Annotated in this window: 9 protein-coding genes; all 9 read right to left on the reverse strand. The window is 40.3% G+C overall.

Translation table 11 applies throughout. The features are described 5' to 3' along the window. Positions 1-53: 53 nt before the first annotated feature. The 9 genes from OQE68_RS29945 to OQE68_RS29985 all read right to left on the reverse strand — a co-directional run bounded on the left by OQE68_RS29945 (position 54) and on the right by OQE68_RS29985 (position 15,999). Complete coding sequence (locus OQE68_RS29945; RefSeq protein ID WP_266195966.1) at positions 54-506, reverse strand: hypothetical protein; 453 nt, start codon at positions 504-506, stop codon at positions 54-56. Further along, positions 472-1,611, reverse strand: coding sequence for a hypothetical protein (locus tag OQE68_RS29950; protein ID WP_180571417.1), 1,140 nt, complete (start codon positions 1,609-1,611; stop codon positions 472-474). Before OQE68_RS29950 ends, OQE68_RS29945 begins: the two co-directional genes overlap by 35 nt. A 1,420-nt stretch (positions 1,612-3,031) precedes the next feature. Further along, positions 3,032-4,297, reverse strand: a complete 1,266-nt coding sequence (locus OQE68_RS29955; RefSeq protein ID WP_266196023.1) for a hypothetical protein — start codon at positions 4,295-4,297, stop codon at positions 3,032-3,034. Between the two features lie 400 nt (positions 4,298-4,697). Beyond that, complete coding sequence (locus OQE68_RS29960) at positions 4,698-5,255, reverse strand: DUF416 family protein (RefSeq protein ID WP_266196024.1); 558 nt, start codon at positions 5,253-5,255, stop codon at positions 4,698-4,700. 15 nt (positions 5,256-5,270) lie between these two features. After that, complete coding sequence (locus OQE68_RS29965) at positions 5,271-5,621, reverse strand: hypothetical protein (protein WP_180572009.1); 351 nt, start codon at positions 5,619-5,621, stop codon at positions 5,271-5,273. Between the two features lie 13 nt (positions 5,622-5,634). Beyond that, complete coding sequence (locus OQE68_RS29970) at positions 5,635-5,928, reverse strand: S1 RNA-binding domain-containing protein (RefSeq protein WP_180572010.1); 294 nt, start codon at positions 5,926-5,928, stop codon at positions 5,635-5,637. Further along, positions 5,925-13,808 carry an RHS repeat-associated core domain-containing protein gene (locus tag OQE68_RS29975; RefSeq protein ID WP_266196025.1) on the reverse strand — a complete coding sequence of 2,628 codons (7,884 nt, stop codon included), beginning with the start codon at positions 13,806-13,808 and terminating at the stop codon, positions 5,925-5,927. Before OQE68_RS29975 ends, OQE68_RS29970 begins: the two co-directional genes overlap by 4 nt. 50 nt (positions 13,809-13,858) lie before the next feature. Next, positions 13,859-15,619 (reverse strand): hypothetical protein, encoded by a 1,761-nt coding sequence (locus OQE68_RS29980; RefSeq protein WP_180571677.1) that lies wholly within the window; start codon positions 15,617-15,619, stop codon positions 13,859-13,861. Between the two features lie 35 nt (positions 15,620-15,654). Continuing rightward, the gene (locus OQE68_RS29985) at positions 15,655-15,999 is read right to left on the reverse strand and encodes a hypothetical protein (protein WP_266195960.1); all 345 of its coding nucleotides are present in this window, start codon (positions 15,997-15,999) and stop codon (positions 15,655-15,657) included. Positions 16,000-16,524 lie beyond the last annotated feature (525 nt).

Genomic DNA, 16,524 nt, shown 5'->3' on the forward strand with positions numbered 1-16,524 from the left:
ACCCTTTCGAAAATTAAACGAAAATATAATTAATTAAACTGTTGAATAAAAAATTAACCTAAGCGTTTTTGCACTGGTCCTAAATATTTTTCAATCACATCAGACATCGACATGGTTTTATGACCAGCAATAGAGCTGAGGATTAAATGGGCTCTAGCCTCCAGTGGTGTACTGATAACCCGGTGATCAGATTCTCTACAATCAACTTGCTTGTATTTTAAGTACACCGCTCGTTTTACCTTTTGCCAGGCCTGACTGTTGTTTTTAGCATCCAGCCACTCATCACACCACGCCTGTAGTTTGTTGACTTGCTCAGCTTCAGCAACTGGTACAATAGCTTGTAACACTGGTTGCGAGTCGTGTATTTCACTGGATAATTCAAACCGCTGTGACCAGTTATGATTGCCAATGTGGTTATTTAGATAACCCAGAATATCAAGAAAATTACGCTCATTAACCTGAATACTCGGCTTAGGCATAGCAATCCCCCATGAGCCAATCAACATCACTGCTATCAGCTGCTGGTGCTGAATACACGTCTGTTACCATCGTATCCCTTGCATGAGGGTTATCCAGGTCATCATCAAAGTTAATCCCATCAGCCCAACTTTGGTCTAACACTACTTCAGCTGTAGATCGTTGTGACCAGGCGAGATCATCGGTTTTGCGTTGAATTTTCTTTGTCAGTTGTTCCTGGTAATTAGCATTCGCCGTATTTTTCTTATCGAGTGCAGCTGTGATTTTAGCTGTTCGTCGCAAACTATTACGAAGAAAGTTTATCCCGTTCTGTACGTACAACAGGGCTCCACCAAGGTTAATTAAATACTGCCCTTTATTAATTTGAAAACTCTTGTAATCAAAAATCTTTGCTTTGATCTGAGATTCAAACTCTTGGAACTCCTCATCACTCAGTTTTTTTCGCATTTCATTGATTACAAAATCATCAACCGTTTCTTGTTTCGTTTCTGAGCAAGAAACGTTAGTAGTTTTTATATTCTTTAAATTATTCTTTAAAGAAATTGCATGATCTGTGCCAACTACGTCACAAGCCTTATTTTCTGCCGGCTCTAGCGGTGTTGATATACCCTCGACCATTTCCTCATTTTGCAGGGTTGTACAATCCTGCATTTTGCGGGTTTCGATTTCCTCATTTTGCGGTATTCCAGAAACTACGTGGTCTACAGACTGATTTCTCTCAGTTATATCAAGCTCTGTCTCACTTGCTTGTGTATTTTCTAAACTCGAAACCGCTTCATAATTAATGGTGTACCAAAGCGTCCTGACACCTCGGATACCTAACACACTAAAGTGCAAATGAGCGGTTTTGATTAGCTTCAATTTGCGTAGTTTATTTAATAAACGTTCGACCTTACTGGCACACCAATAAGGAAAAACCTTTTCGATTAATTCTTCGATAGTATGGTAAACCCAGTATTTCCCACCATACTTATGCAGACGATGATTAATGAAATTTTCTTTAGGTGTGAGCAAGTAATGAAGCTTGTTTAAAAATATCGCTTCATCCAAACCAATCTTTACTGCAAGCTCCTGCGAAACAACAACAGGGATATTACCAATTAATAAGCTATTTTTAGATGTGCGAGATCCCATACTTAACCCTACAAGCATGTATAAAAAATAAGTAACTAGTTTTTAAACGGCTAGAAATTGAACAACCAGCAACCTCGCTAGTTGCTCAGTAGCATTAGGCGTTTTTTTGTGCAATTAAATTTCGGGTAATAATACCTGTTGTAAACTTACACAAAATAACCCTATAACTATTCAGGTTAAGTAGGAGAAATGGATATATTTTACTCAAAACTGATACAGGTTTTGTCAATTTATTCATATTTGGACCATTTTATGGGGCAAAAGGTTGTAACTGATCCAGCCTGTACAGTATATTAAGCACTTCTATGTGTGTGCTTTTGTATACTTTTATATATTGTGTACAGGCTAAACTCAGCAGCGTTTTACGAAGCTGAACCACTAGACCTCAGTGTTGGCGCACTGGGGTTTTTTGGTATTTAGCCTTCAACTTTTGCATCAGTATCTATATAAACCGTCTATTTCAATACTTTGTGACACTAAAGTGTCGTATAATTTTCACCATGCCACTATAACAGCCTTAGAGCCTCTGTAAAGGGGTTAATGTCAATTAATCTATAATTGCCATGTTTTGCCTCAATTCGCTGCTACAGGCTATTTCACGCCGATTAGACGTACATCAAAAGCAGTAGAGTATACCAAACCACTGTAATTGCATACAGTGGTTTAGGCAAAATTAATTTGCAGCACATAGCACCCACTGAGCGCATAAAAAATACGCAGCAATGCAACGCCACAAACGGTTAGTTGGAATAAATAATGATCAAATACCGATCATTATAGTTATTGAAAAAAAGGGATTAAAACAAAACCCAGTGTTAATTAATGTATTCACTACTGTCTAACATGCGATTTCTCCATTTTTTCAGCAGAACTACTTGTTCGCATATAGTTAATTACAACACAACTGTTGGGCTTTATTTTGAAGGACAACGCCCCACCGTTTCACCCTTTGGTGGGCATTCAAAATAATGCAGGTATATACAAGGAAGACTACAAACATTTGTGATGCAAGTCAAACTATCGTACTGCTTTTTTGTTAGTTTTCGTGAAAGTTTGCTTTCACTTAACCAATGATGCCATTTTCGGTTGCTGTTATACATCAAATTCATTTTCATTCACGCTTTTTTGAACGAAAGATAAAGATCTAGCCTTAATTGAAACTGAAGTTACTTAATCAAAAAGACATCAGTTGAATTACACTATTTGGCCATGTGTCCAACAACTTTAGCCTTGTCATGCTCAGCAGCCAGCTTCCTATCGTGTTTTCCCTTCATTCATCTGCCCATAATTTTCAGGTTTACGCAAATTTTGGTTGTACACTATTGTTCAGTTAATTCTTTATTAATTAATCATAAGCATTATCTAACAAGAATAAATTAGCTTAACAATTAACCTACTAAAACGAATAATAAGGCTAGCACTAGATACTAGCGTAAGGGGGGGATATATAGAGCGTAGAGCTAATGTCGTCTTTGCCTTTCAATGCTCCCCAATAACGTTGAACAGTTCGTACTGATACACTCGCCACTTGAGCAATAGATTTCTGTGTAGCCTTTATGCCTGCTTCCACTAAATTTTCTATTGCCTGGCCTATTATCATCAAAGTACGCTGCTGCTTTACCTGCGCAACCTTAAGTGCTGCTAACACCTGACGCTGTTTAATTTCACCTCGATTCAGCGCAGCTGGCTTTCTAGTAACGAACAAATAATTTGAGCTAATGCCCAATGTGTCCAACCACGCTGCTAACGAGGCTTTTCTAAACTTATAGTGTACTTTGCGTGCGGTTGATAGGTTACGTAGTAGCTCTTCTTCAGGTAACTTGATCAATCGATTATTGATAGTTTTGATTTGTTCCAATGCCTTCTCTTCAGACATCATGTGTTTTAAAGCGATAAACAGTATAAAAGCCGTATTGTTACGCTTACCAACAGATACTCCCTGCTGAATATTGTTAAGGACATGGTAGTAAGTTTTGGCCCACCACTTACCTATCGTGTGCTTTCGAGTTTGTTTAGATTGGTCATTATGGTTTGGGTTACCGTTATTCGCTAAATTTGCGTTTCTTTTATAATCCTCCTTGCTTTGAGCATCTTTCTTTTTTGGAGGCTCTGTTAATATGCCTAACTGATTGGCTAGCGAATCAAATGTGTAGAAAGGTCCACCCAGTTTACTAACCACAGTTCGTCCAGTACGACCATGAATAGTCCCAGGTGCTCTTAACACTCTGGCGGGTCCATGAGTCGCTGCTTTATCTACCTGCCAATAACGACCACCTGTTAAACATTTGCTAATTGCACGACTAACTAATCGCCACTGCCTGACACGCCACCGATATGCTTCAACTGCCTCATATGCCCAGTATAAATGAACACCACCAGAGCCTGATAATACATAACCTGTTGGCACTGGAAGGCCAGACTGAGCAATTTGAGCAAAGACTTCTTTAACCACTTCGTCTTCCACTTCTGCAGAATAGTCTTGCGCTTTTTCTACAAGGTCAATTTCAATCCAATTAGCATGAAGTCTTGCTAACTGCCGTGTTCGACGCCAGTTAAAGAACTCAGCAGGAGAGAAATACACATCAACTGAACAGCGGTTATCACCAATTTCAGGAATCCACTTCTCTGCCTGCAGTTTGAAGTCAAGCAATGTAGTAACGGGCCGGCCATTTTGGCGATTACCCATAAAGCCCCAACGTGCTTTTTTTGCAGTGTTACTTTGTCTCCATAACGCACGACAGTATTTTTCTTGACCAACACCTAACAGCTTAAAAAACGCTGATGGATAGGTGGTCTTGTAGATTATATCTTCAATAAATCCCCCTAGACTATAACGCTCAAGCTAAGGTATAAACAGAAGACACACCTTACAACAGAATGTGAAAATCAACCGCTGATAAAAAAATATCAGTGATATGTAAACTGGGTACTAAAAAGTCAATTCAATTAATAAGCCCCCAACTAAAAATAAAACACAATCAATAAACAGCATAAGCTGCTTATTGATTTCCATTTAGATTAAACTATACAGTTTAGCTTACTAACTAACTGACAAACGCTCTAATGACCAACTATTATGTTCAGCTCTATACTTCAGTTTTTTTTATATCATCCAAACTCACACCATCACTTTTCTGTATAAATAAAAGATCTTCATCTTGATATTTAAACTCAGACAAAATGCGAAGGTCTTTTATTAATAGTTGTTCAAACTCCTCTTCTCCATCAGAACCAACATCGAGATACCCTGTTTTTTGGTAGCAAATAGACAAACGAAATGGTTCAAAGGCATATTCTATCAAGCTTGTTTTAGGCTTATTACATAAGGCTTGTAAAGCAGCATCAACACAAATACACACATCTTGTGCAATAGTTGTCTCCAAAGCGTCAAAATCATCTACATGCGGGATTTGTTTATTTATATCATTTACAAATTCCTCATATGATAAAATAGCCTCGGAATTAACATTCTCCCATAAAATGTTCATGATCTTACGAAGATGCTGTTCATTACCCCAATTATTTTTTCTTGAAAAAGCTTTATACATTGGAAACAGCCTTTCTGAACAGCATAAGAAATATACAGCTACTAATGGGCTTTCCAACCCATCTAGTAGCGTAGTAATTTGCTCTATGAAATACATTTCAATGTTAATATTTTACTTTGAAATAGGGGACTCAATATATTCATGAAACAGACTAAAAAAAACATCAAGTGTCTCAGAAGGGTCAACATTACTTACAATAATGTCACACCATCCTAATGATGTGTTAGTTTGTTTAAACTTAGCTTCAATAAACTTCTGAACCCCCTTTAATACATCACTTTCTTTTTGTTGATTACCCTTACCTATAAACCATCCAGTTAAAAATGAGTCTAAACACTGAATATTTCTTTCACTTAACCACAATAGAGGGCGTTTCTCAACTTCAGACAAAACCTCTACAAGACTTTTATTAATAAGGTTAATTGACTTTGTATCCTCGGAGTTATATCCATAGTTTCCCATTTACTTTACTCATCTAAAGGTTATTCTTTGCTGCTCTTATTTGGCTATTTTTCACACCAAGCCAAATCTGTTGGTTATTCTCTTTAAACCCTAAGACAACAGCTTCAACTTTTTCACCAATAGCTGGATATTCATTTGGGGTCATGACTCCACTATCTTTAAAGTCAGTTATTTGAATTAAACCTTCAAAATTATAGCCAATATCTACAAAAACACCGTATGCTTCATGTTTTTTAATAACACCTTCAATTAATGACCCTTTTTTTAATATATTTTTCAATTCATTCCAAGTTACTTTACTGATCATTTATGCCAAATCCTCTCAACACTATTTAAAATATCAAACTCACTATGAGGTATAGGTAGCTCAATCTGTGACCCGCCTTGGTATTTATACTCATATATTTTTAAACGGCTTTCATAAACCTCTTGAGGAACCTTAAGCTCAATAACACCTTCACCATAGTGCTTGGCATAATCCTCAGCTAAAGATTTATCTTTTGCAAAATAAGCACACTGATCGCCATCACAAAAGTCTTTTGTATTATAACCATTATTATACTGATCAGCTCCTTTTCCTCGTTGGGGGGCTTTAAAAATAGAAACTGTATTTAAACAGTCACACTTCATATTGTGCACAAAAGCTTGCTGTTCGCCAGCAAAATAGGTATTGAAGTCTGCAACTGTAAGGTTGTAAGTGTCTTCTATACGATGTAACGGTGTTAGACTGATAACTTCCAGTGTCTTATTTTGATAAGCCTCCACTATCATACCTGGCTCAAGCTTGGCTGAATCTACCCAGCCCTTACCTTTCACCCAAAATGGATGGTTATCGGTTACTTCTATGGTTTCTTCTATTCCTTTCGCATTTTTTACCACTAGTGCATAAAGTGGTTTTCCTTCAGTTAAAATACGATCAGTAACAGGTTTTAATGCTACCTCTCCTGTTTCTGGATTTTTGGAATAGACTTTTTGCCCGACTTCAACTGTTTCGATGGCTTGTGGTCCATCTTCAGTTAACACAGGTGTACCAGCCGCAAAACAACAGGTGCATTTCTTTAAAAAGCTTGTATGTGAAGCTAATTTTGAAGCCAGCGTACTACTTGCTCTAGAAACCGTTGTTTGTCCTAACTTGGCGATTCCTCCGAATAATGACAGCGCTTGCAATGACTGTGCACCACCACGCTCTTGAGGGGTTATTTGTACATCAGGCAAAATCCGTCCCATCATCATTCCTTGAGGCGTCAGCGCAAAAACATCATTAGCCATCTGGTAGCTTTTCTTCATTGCACCAACAGTAAAGTCACCCCATGTGCCAGGCTGCCTTTCCTTCATAAATTCATCTAAAAATAAATGGCCAGCAAAATCCATCCCATAGCCAAAATACTTCCAGCCCGTCATATTCGTCGCCGCCCCTTTGGTCCATGTCCCCCAAGGGTCAACATTCATGACAGGGTTATTCATTACATAGGCATAACGGTTAACACCATCCACAAAGCCCATGGGATCGGCTTGGGTAAAGCGACCTATTTCCGGGTCGTAATAGCGGTTTCTAAAATAAATCAGCCCTGTGTTTTCGGGTTCTCTGCCAGCAAACCCAAACAGTGAGTTCATGGATTCAGACTTAGCGAGTATATCCCCCCAAGGTTCATACGCGGCCCAAGACTCTAAGTCCCCTTTCCAGTCGGTATAGGCAACAACTGAGCCCAAGGCATCCTGATGAAAAAAGTTGGTATTATTGGGTGTGATCATCATTTCTGGCTGATCCAGACCAGCGTAGGCATAAAAGCCTCTAGACTGCCAGGCTTGATCATAAATCCCATGGATTTGACCACCACTATAAAAATAGCGCTGGATATTAACACCACTTGCCGTGAGGGCCGCTCGGGTTACCCGTTGCCCTGCATAATCATACAAATACTGCGAAAGCCATTGGCCGTTATAGGACGCCTTAACCAACTGATCCAAGGCGTTATAGGTAAAGGTTAAGCTGTTTTCACCGTATTTTTTCTCGATCAGATTGCCATTTTTATCGTAGGCAAACTGCCGTATAAGCTCTCCATCAGTACTGCCCTTATGCATCTTGAGTACCTGATGTAACGCATTATGGGTATAGACGTGCTTTTCCTTCGCAGTTGCAAAATACCGTCGATTACCAAACGGGTCATAGCTCAACTGATATTTCAGGTTATTATCAGTCCCTTCAACCTTACTTAAACGCCCCAAGCCGTCATAACTGTAAAAGTCAGTGATGGTTTTGCCATTCGGGACTTGATGGGTTTTTCTGGTTAGCTGACCATGATCATCATATTCATAAATCAGCTGGCTGATAATTTTTTCAGGTTTATCTGTCTCCTGTCGCTTGATGTAAATACGGTTGATTGAGCCATCGCGGTTATAGGTATAGTGCATTTTTATCCCATTGGGATAGAGTGCATATTTCAGCCGGCCGGAGGTTTCATACATATACTGAATAGAATCGGCCCGTACCCCTTGAATACCCGTTAAACGGCCCGCGTCATCATAGGCATAATGAACCGCTACCCCATCATTATTGATCTGTTTTAACAGTTTGCCCCCTGGCGAATAAAAATACTGAATTCCTTTTTTCGCACTTTGGTTATTGACCTTCACCTTCAAACGGTGCTGCTCATCGTATGCAAAAGCGTAAGACTCATTATTTGAAGAGACAGATTGCAGTTGCCCTTGCTTATCGTATTGATAATTAGCAACGGTTGATAAACTGTCGTCTTCCACTGACTGATGCTCTTCTGACTTGAGCAAACCTGATGGGTAATAGCTATAAGTGCTTTGCTGTCCTTTCGCATCTGTACTGGTCTGTATTTGTCCTCGCTCGTTGTAGCTATAACGCCAGGTATTATTTAAGGCATCGGTTTTCGACAACATTCGCCCAAAGTCATCATAGGTATACGTCATTTGTAATTTGACGTTATCCTGTGAACGATCAGCAGCAGCGTTCGTATGCCCCGCATAAACGGCAATCAAACGGCTTAAACTATCGTAATGATGATGAGTCACTGGTCTGACCTGTTTTAATAGATCATCTTCATAGACTGGTTGAACAACCCTGACTACCCTACCCAGCTCATCATAATCGGTCAGGGTAGTGCGCCCGGCACTATCCGTGACTTTAATGACCTGGCCTAATGTGTCGTATTCAAAGTGGGTATTCCGTAAAGGTAGTACATTATTACTCTTGTCTTTTAGTGCGTAGTTAGGGCGAGTAATGGTTTTTAACAGACCATTTTGTTCAGCGCCGTAATAGGCATAATGGGTTGTTACTCCATCTGCTTGTTTTTCCCACAGCACTCGGTTAAGCAGATCATAACGACTTTCTGATACACGGTTGCTGGGGTCTATGGTTTTAATTAAGCGGTTACTGGCATCATATTCATAATGCACACTGTAGCCGTCTGGGTTGGTGCTTTTAACAATATTGCCAGTGGCATCATGTTCATAGCGTACTGTGGCACCTGCATGATTATAGGTCGCTAACAAACGGTTAGCTTTGTTGTATTGGTGTACCGTTTGATCAGCAACATTTGGCTGACCACTTTGCTCATCTAGCAGCATTAAGCTATTACCCAGTGGCAAGCCACTTTTGTCATAGCTGTAATACCACCAGTTACCAAAACGATCTTTACTGCGGGTTAATTGGCCAATTTGGTTGTATTCACTATGCAGCGGATAGTAAGCCTCATCATAACCTTTAATTAATTTGCCGCGTTTGTCGTATTCAAGGGTAAAGGGGCCATCAAATTCATCATCAGCAATGACACCATCACCATTTTTGTCCCCAAAGTGCTGGACAGTAACTGGATAAGCCCCTGTGACTTTATTTACCTTGTCTTCATACTGGTACAAGCTGTATGGACCACTATCAGGCTGGGTAAAATCACGCACTTGTCGACTGATTTTTAAGGTGCCATTGGGGTAATAAACATTGCGGCTCCAGCTTAAGATATGACTGCTATAGGCACCTGGTGATTCTGGGTTAAATGGTGTGTTATGAACTAAACTGGCTGCGGAGGATTTAAAGGTGACTAAATCGGTTAAATTACCGTGTTGATCATAAACATGCCGTTGGTAATGCCCTGCCGCATTTTTCACTAAACCTGGTTGACCAAACCCATTATGATCAAAGCTTTCGACAATAGCCTCAGAAGGCAATATCGTTTTGGCGTTATTGCCTTGCCCGTCGTATTCATACCGCGTTAAATACCCCATTGGATTATAATAATGTGTCATTAAATACGGGTTATTCGGGTTTTCGTATTTATACTCATGCACCCCACCATTGTGATCAATGGTTTTTATTCGCATCCCCTCTTTATTGAAAAAATAATGCTCTGTGTGCCCTCGCTCATTGGTAAATACCGATTCACGCCGGAAAGGGTTATAGGCAAAATGGGCCGTATTACCTACTGCATTATAATGGCGAGAAACCTTACCATTGGCATAATATTCAAACGTCATTTGATAGCCATTGGCATAAGCAAATGACTTCATCGCATGGTGCAAATAAGGGCCGTCTTCTTTACCATAATAGGTATAGGTTGTGGCCGGTTCTTCACCACTTAACGGGTTGTAATAAGTGGTTAATTCCCCAGTTTCATCATTATATTGGTAGCGGTATTCATTACCCGTCCAATCTTTTAATACCGATAAACGTTTTTGATTGTTATAAGTAAACGTGAGCTGTCGTCCATCAGGGTCAGTCACCATACTTAAACGATTGTCTTTGTATTGTAAGGTAAGCTTATTGCCATGACGGTCAACAATCGCTACCAGCTGGGCTACCTCACCTGCTTTACCTGGTACATTGCTAAAGTGGTAAGCCAGGCCGCTTTTTTCGGTTAAAACAAAATACCCATTTTCCCTGTTTTTCTGGCGAGTAAAAGTAAAATAAAACCCATCAGGTATACCTGCTACACCGGATGCTAATTCAATGGTTCCATCAAACCTAAACGCTGTTGTTGGTACTTTAATAAATTTCTTACCGTCCATACCATCAGACCAAACAATGGTATCAACTTTGCCATTGGCATCATCATCTAAAAATAATAAATAGTGGTTAAAACTGTGGGTCCAGCCATAGCCCAAGGGGCCATCTTCCCGTGCCAGGCTATTATAAGAACGCTTGAACACAACCGGCATACCACGGGCAGGTAAATTCAGATCAGTTTCATGGTGATACATATTACCCGTCACCATATTCACTGGATCGCCCGCCCAGGTGGATAACATGTTACCCCCTAACGACACAACAGAATTAACCGTATGTAAAATATCCAGGGTTTTATTAAACGTATTAAGTGCAGACTCAACCCCATAATGATTATTGACACTCAAACTGGAGGCTAAAAAAGTAACTGCATTTAAACCAAAACCAGAGTCTGGGTTATAACGATTAATATTCCAGTTAACATTGACATTCCAGCTGGGTGGACGAGGTGGTGGTGAAGGTGGTTTTAGGGTATAGCCACCATCGTATGGGCCGATGGCAAATTGAGCTTCTTTTGAACTTAACCTAGCAAACGCAGCACCATAAAAACCTTTGTAATCAACAGCTGCCTTATTCAGGTATAATACAGTATCAGGTTTCTGAGCAGTCTCATAAAAATAGTGTATATGCCTAACATCATAACAAGGCTTTTCTCTATAATAATTATAACAACCTTGACAGGAAATATTACCGCCTTCCTCCCTTCTACTAAGCTTTGGAAAAAGAAATATTTCTCCATGCCTAGCAAATATTTCACATCTTAGAACCCTAAGACACTTTAAACAACTATTAATAACCGACGAATCAATTATACTTGCCAATTCGAATTGCTGATCAATTTTTATAAGATTATTTCCTTGATCAACCGAGTACTGCAACGCACTCACCGTACTTAAGGTTTCCCTTAAAATAGTTTCCTGCCAGATATAACTCTCATAAAACGAGCTGGCTGCGCCTACTGTATAAAAAATATTTTTATCGAGCTGGCCAAATTGGTTATCAATGGGGCTTGATACCATACCCGGTGCATCAATAATAAAATTATCTGAATTAATGGCGTAAGGCAGGTCAAATAGGTACTTAATATCGGCTCTGGTTCGAGTCAGTGCCATATGGTACTGGCCGTTATTTAAGCCGTTGGCCAGGGCAGCGATAGCTTCGCCTTCCTTTTCTACATAGTGCATGTACTTCAATAGCACGACATCCAAAAAGTCACCTACTACCGCATCGGTATGCTCCCAAGGCGCTGACTGGTATTGAAAAATATTGGTGAGCAGGTTTTTTACCCGCGCTTGCAGCAGCTTATCAGACGCTTGTCGGGCATATCCCTGCAGGGCATACACATCAAGTAAGGTAATACCGTCAAACTCATCCGACGCAAACACCCCGTCTTTCGATAGATTTTCCAGGGTTATTTTGGCGTAGGTAAAATTGTCACCCTCACATAAATTGAGTTGTGGCTGATTAATCAGGGTGATGGGTTTGCCATATACATTCAACACCGGTTTGACAGTTAACTGGGTAGGACAAGCTAATGCCTCACTTTTACCTGCCCGCCAGTTATCCAACCGTTGTTGTGTTGCTGCATCTACACCTGCAAAGTTCAAGGTAAGCCGGCTACGAGCCATATCAATTAAATTAACCGTTGCAAGGTGGGTATCGTTTAACGACACTTTTAGCTTTAATCGATAAGCATCAGGTATTGCTGCAATGGCTGACTGATTGGTGCCTTGCCATTGAGTAAAACGTTTCACTTTATAAGGTAAGGTGGTTGGCAACGCTTCCAGTTTTAAAGGCATTAATTCCCAACGGTCCATCACCTGGTCCAGCGTAATATTAGGATCTTCTGCCCGTACCTGGGTTAATACCGCCTCTTGATAATATTCCAGCGGGGTTTTTATAGTGCGTTTAGAGACATATTGCTCAAAATCAAACTTCACCTCATGTTTTTTAGTCGCTGGAATATGCTTGCGGTATTTAAAGCTACTGTCCAGCGCTAACCAGCGGTAACTGTCGGCTGTTTCTGATTGGCCACGGTCTTTACCATAAGGAAGGCAGGTTTCAACCCACACATGGCTCATGGCTATACTGCGAGTTAGATAAAATGTTTCGCCTTCATCTGTGTACAAGGTCATGGTATTCAATAGCTGTTTAGCACCCTGCAAGGTCGCCATTTTCAACCAACCAGTATGGGTTTTGGCGGCTTCTAAAAAGATTTCCCCTTTGACATAGCGAGCGGGATAACCGGATGCACGCAATAAAGCAATTAGCAAAGTGGCATGCTCCATCGCATTACCCTTCTCTGCTAATAAGGTGGTTGGTGCATCTTTGGTGATGCCGGGGCGTGGCTCAAACTCAACCTGGTTAGTGACATATTCCAGTATTTGTTTAGGTGAGTGATTTAGTTGTTTTGCGAGGGCTTTGATACGCTCATCTATCACTACCTCATTAGTCGCAGCCAAATCCTGAGCCTGTTGGGAGTCATTACCGGCATAACACTGAGCCAATAATTCTTCACGAGCAGATACCGGTTCAGGTGCCGTTGCCTCTGCCCTATAGGCTGGTGAATGGGTAAAGCCATTTGCAGTAACATCATAAACAAACGGCTGTTGGCGTACTTGCTGCCACTTGGCAATTAACGCATGAGTTTCATTAATTGCAATAAGTTGATCTTCTCGGTTATCAGCCGATTGAATCTGTTGTAATTGTTTTATTAATTGTTGATAACGCTCAGACACCTGTTGATTAAAAGTCACTTGTTCTTCATTGTCTGCAGCCACTGCATGACTGCCCCGGGCTCCTGATAATGTTGGCTGAAATTGCTGCTGCCAAGTAGTCTGTAATGATTGCCACTGCGTTAATTCACTATCCAATGATGAAGTGGGTGAGCTATCAAATAAACGACGAATACGGCCTGTTAAACCACCGTGATTTTCCAGGTTATTTTTGGTTTCCACTAACGTTTTGGTGGTTACTTCCAACTGTTGGTCAATGGCGGCTTGTAATTCAGCTAAATTATCTTCCCGAGTAAAGCTGTTTAATACCGGTAAATACGCTTCACTGGGAATGGGGACTGTATTTTCAATGGCTGATAAATTAAGCGTAAGCAGGCTTAATGAGAAAGCCATGCTATGAAGTAATGTGCGGCTACTGCGCTTCATTGCAATATCTCATGTGTTAAATTTTAATTTTTTTATTTGTGTTTGGCTTGCTACAACAGGTAATCCAACACAATCTGTAAAGCAGGTTCATGTACGGCTGGATGGCGTTTTTGTTTTACTTCTTCTCCATCCTGAATACCGTCATTATCCGTATCGGCTAACCTGGGATTTGACTGCCATTGATATTCCTGCAGGTTATTCAGCTGATCTTGATCGGGGTCTTGTTTAGCATCTGCCGGGTTATTGGGATTAAGCCGGTAGCGTACCTCAAAGCCGTCTGGCATCTGATCATGATCACTGTCATTGATAAAGGGCTGAGTTGCTGACCAGTATTCCTCTACATGGGTTAAGCCATCTGTATCCGTATCTTCCAATGCATCAGCGGGGTTAAAATCATTTAAGTGATGGTTGGCTTCAAAGCGTGCCAGCATATAATCATTATCATTGTCTGCCTCTGGCGAAGACACATACACAGGAACAGACACTACCTGCCGTGAGCCATCTGCCAGCTCAATAATGTAGATCCGCATGTATAAGCCTGGTTGTGACAACACTCCATTTGTTGTGGGTACTTCTGTGACCACTTGAACCACCTTCCCACCTAATGGGTCAAGCGCAGGTAATTGACTGCCAGCTAACACACTCACCATTTTTAATCGAGTTTGAACCACGCCATTACTCTCTGGCTGATAAATAGCGGGTGGATCATATTTATTAGCATCACGGCCCACTGCCGCTTCAAGACTATCGGGTAACCAGTCGTCATCCGTATTTTTTAGAATGATACCGTCTGTATCCAATGCGTTAACCACCAGTGCAGTGATTAATACATCATTTTTCCAGCTACCATTTGACTGCATTTGTTGTATTAAATAATCCCGCCCTTTTTTCAAGGTATCGGTAAATAGCAAAGGCTCCGGGTGAAACGCCTTAAATACCTGTAGTGTTAATAACACTTCAGCGGTTTCATAAATAGCCAGGTTAGGGGTATCCGTAATTGCCCCGGATGCTTGCTGATGGCTTGCTAGCCACAAAGCACCCGCTTTTGCGTAATTACCGTAATTGGGTAGATAACCTTTTTCCCGTTCTTCAGCTGTTTTATAGCGCACAATCACCGAGTGCATAAAACGAGCAGCATAAGCCGTTGGTAAGACTTTTTCTGGCGTTTTTTTACCATGAAAAATATCGGCATATCCCCAACCATGACCCTTAGGATCAGTAAAATGACCTGGGGTGTCAGTGTGTTGAAGCGCCTGGAATGGATACGCATAATAACGGGAAATAGCCATATCATTATAATTACCAGAAGCCATCATGGCTAAGCCACTCAGTGCTGTATCAATTAACGTGGTTTGAAAACGAGGCTTAACCGACCAGGTATAAGCATCCTGCCATTTATCTCCTACTTGAAAGGACACAGTTCGCTTTAATGTTTTTAGCTTATTAATAAGGGAATAGGGTATTGCAGCCGTTTTTTTCAGTACGACTATTTGTCGAGCCAATGTGGCTGCATCTTCTCCTGGGTGATTGGCCAACCAAGTCACCGCCCGTTGATACTCAATACTTCTAATGTGGTGGTGATAGAGCGCATCAACAGCAGCTGTTGTCAAATGAATCGCTTCAGCTCCTTCTCCCCAACTACCATCACGTTTTTGTTGAGATAATAAATACCCCAAACCCTGCTCAATTTGGGTTTGATAAGGGTTTGTTAATTCGTTATTGGGTTCTTCTGCTTGCAGTGAGCCAGTACTGGCAAAAAAACAGGCACAGCAGAACGCCGCCAACGGCTTCAAACGAAACATTGGCTTCATGTCATTACCTAATTTTTTAATGAATTAAACGTAAATCAGTTTTTGACGGCAATCTGGTCAATCACACATGTTGTTGCTGTTTGATTGAAGATCAGATCCACTGGCTGTTTAGTTTTTTGAGAAGATAAAAGTGCAGTAAATTGCTCCCTGAAATTAGGGTTATCTTGTTTGGTAAGTTGTACCTGTTGCTCCGAAGTACTACATTTTAAAGCGGATAATGAATCAGATAAAACAACATCAATATTACCGCTGCGACTAATATTAATTGATTGGATAGCAGCTTTTTGACATGAATAGTTGGTACACTCCCCTGCTAAGGTAGTGGATGATAACTGAGTAGATAGCAGGAAAACTGCAGTTAAAATATAATTCCTTTTCATAATACACCTAGTAATTAATTCTTTAATAAACGATCCAATGTCTACTGCTTAAAGACCTGGTTATTATAGTTCACCTGCCGCTGACAATATCAGGTGAAATCCTTCACTATTGTAAGACAACTTACTACTAAATACTCCATGTCTTACTTCACCACAGGTATAGTGAAACTAAGTAAATATTTATAAATTAAGTATCGCTTCTGCTTTCGACAAATTTTTTTCTCTTTTTAATGCAAAGTAAGCATGCATTAATTCTTCATGCCTTTTATTGCACGTTGCATGGTATGACAAAAGACCTAGCGTTAAGCTATTACCTTGTTTGATAGGCTGTTTTTGCTCTTCTGCTTTTAATTCGTCTAAGATCCACTTTAGTAGAGTCGACGAACAACGCTCTGAATTATTTCCCTGACATACAAACTTCACTTAATACTATCCCTTTAATTACTGTCCAAGTAAATATTAAATTAAATAAATCTATACATTTTAAATGTACAAAACTATAAATTACTTATACCTACAAAGCCC

This window comes from Spartinivicinus marinus (genome assembly GCF_026309355.1).
GTDB classification, from domain to species: domain Bacteria; phylum Pseudomonadota; class Gammaproteobacteria; order Pseudomonadales; family Zooshikellaceae; genus Spartinivicinus; species Spartinivicinus marinus.

Bases quoted from the DNA above. Each gene is read 5' to 3' on its own strand.
- OQE68_RS29945 (WP_266195966.1), bottom strand. From the start codon at position 506: ATGTTGATTGGCTCATGGGGGATTGCTATGCCTAAGCCGAGTATTCAG.
- OQE68_RS29950 (WP_180571417.1), bottom strand. From the start codon at position 1,611: ATGGGATCTCGCACATCTAAAAATAGCTTATTAATTGGTAATATCCCT.
- OQE68_RS29955 (WP_266196023.1), bottom strand. From the start codon at position 4,297: ATGGGTAATCGCCAAAATGGCCGGCCCGTTACTACATTGCTTGACTTC.
- OQE68_RS29960 (WP_266196024.1), bottom strand. From the start codon at position 5,255: ATGTATTTCATAGAGCAAATTACTACGCTACTAGATGGGTTGGAAAGC.
- OQE68_RS29965 (WP_180572009.1), bottom strand. From the start codon at position 5,621: ATGGGAAACTATGGATATAACTCCGAGGATACAAAGTCAATTAACCTT.
- OQE68_RS29970 (WP_180572010.1), bottom strand. From the start codon at position 5,928: ATGATCAGTAAAGTAACTTGGAATGAATTGAAAAATATATTAAAAAAA.
- OQE68_RS29975 (WP_266196025.1), bottom strand. From the start codon at position 13,808: ATGAAGCGCAGTAGCCGCACATTACTTCATAGCATGGCTTTCTCATTA.
- OQE68_RS29980 (WP_180571677.1), bottom strand. From the start codon at position 15,619: ATGAAGCCAATGTTTCGTTTGAAGCCGTTGGCGGCGTTCTGCTGTGCC.
- OQE68_RS29985 (WP_266195960.1), bottom strand. From the start codon at position 15,999: ATGAAAAGGAATTATATTTTAACTGCAGTTTTCCTGCTATCTACTCAG.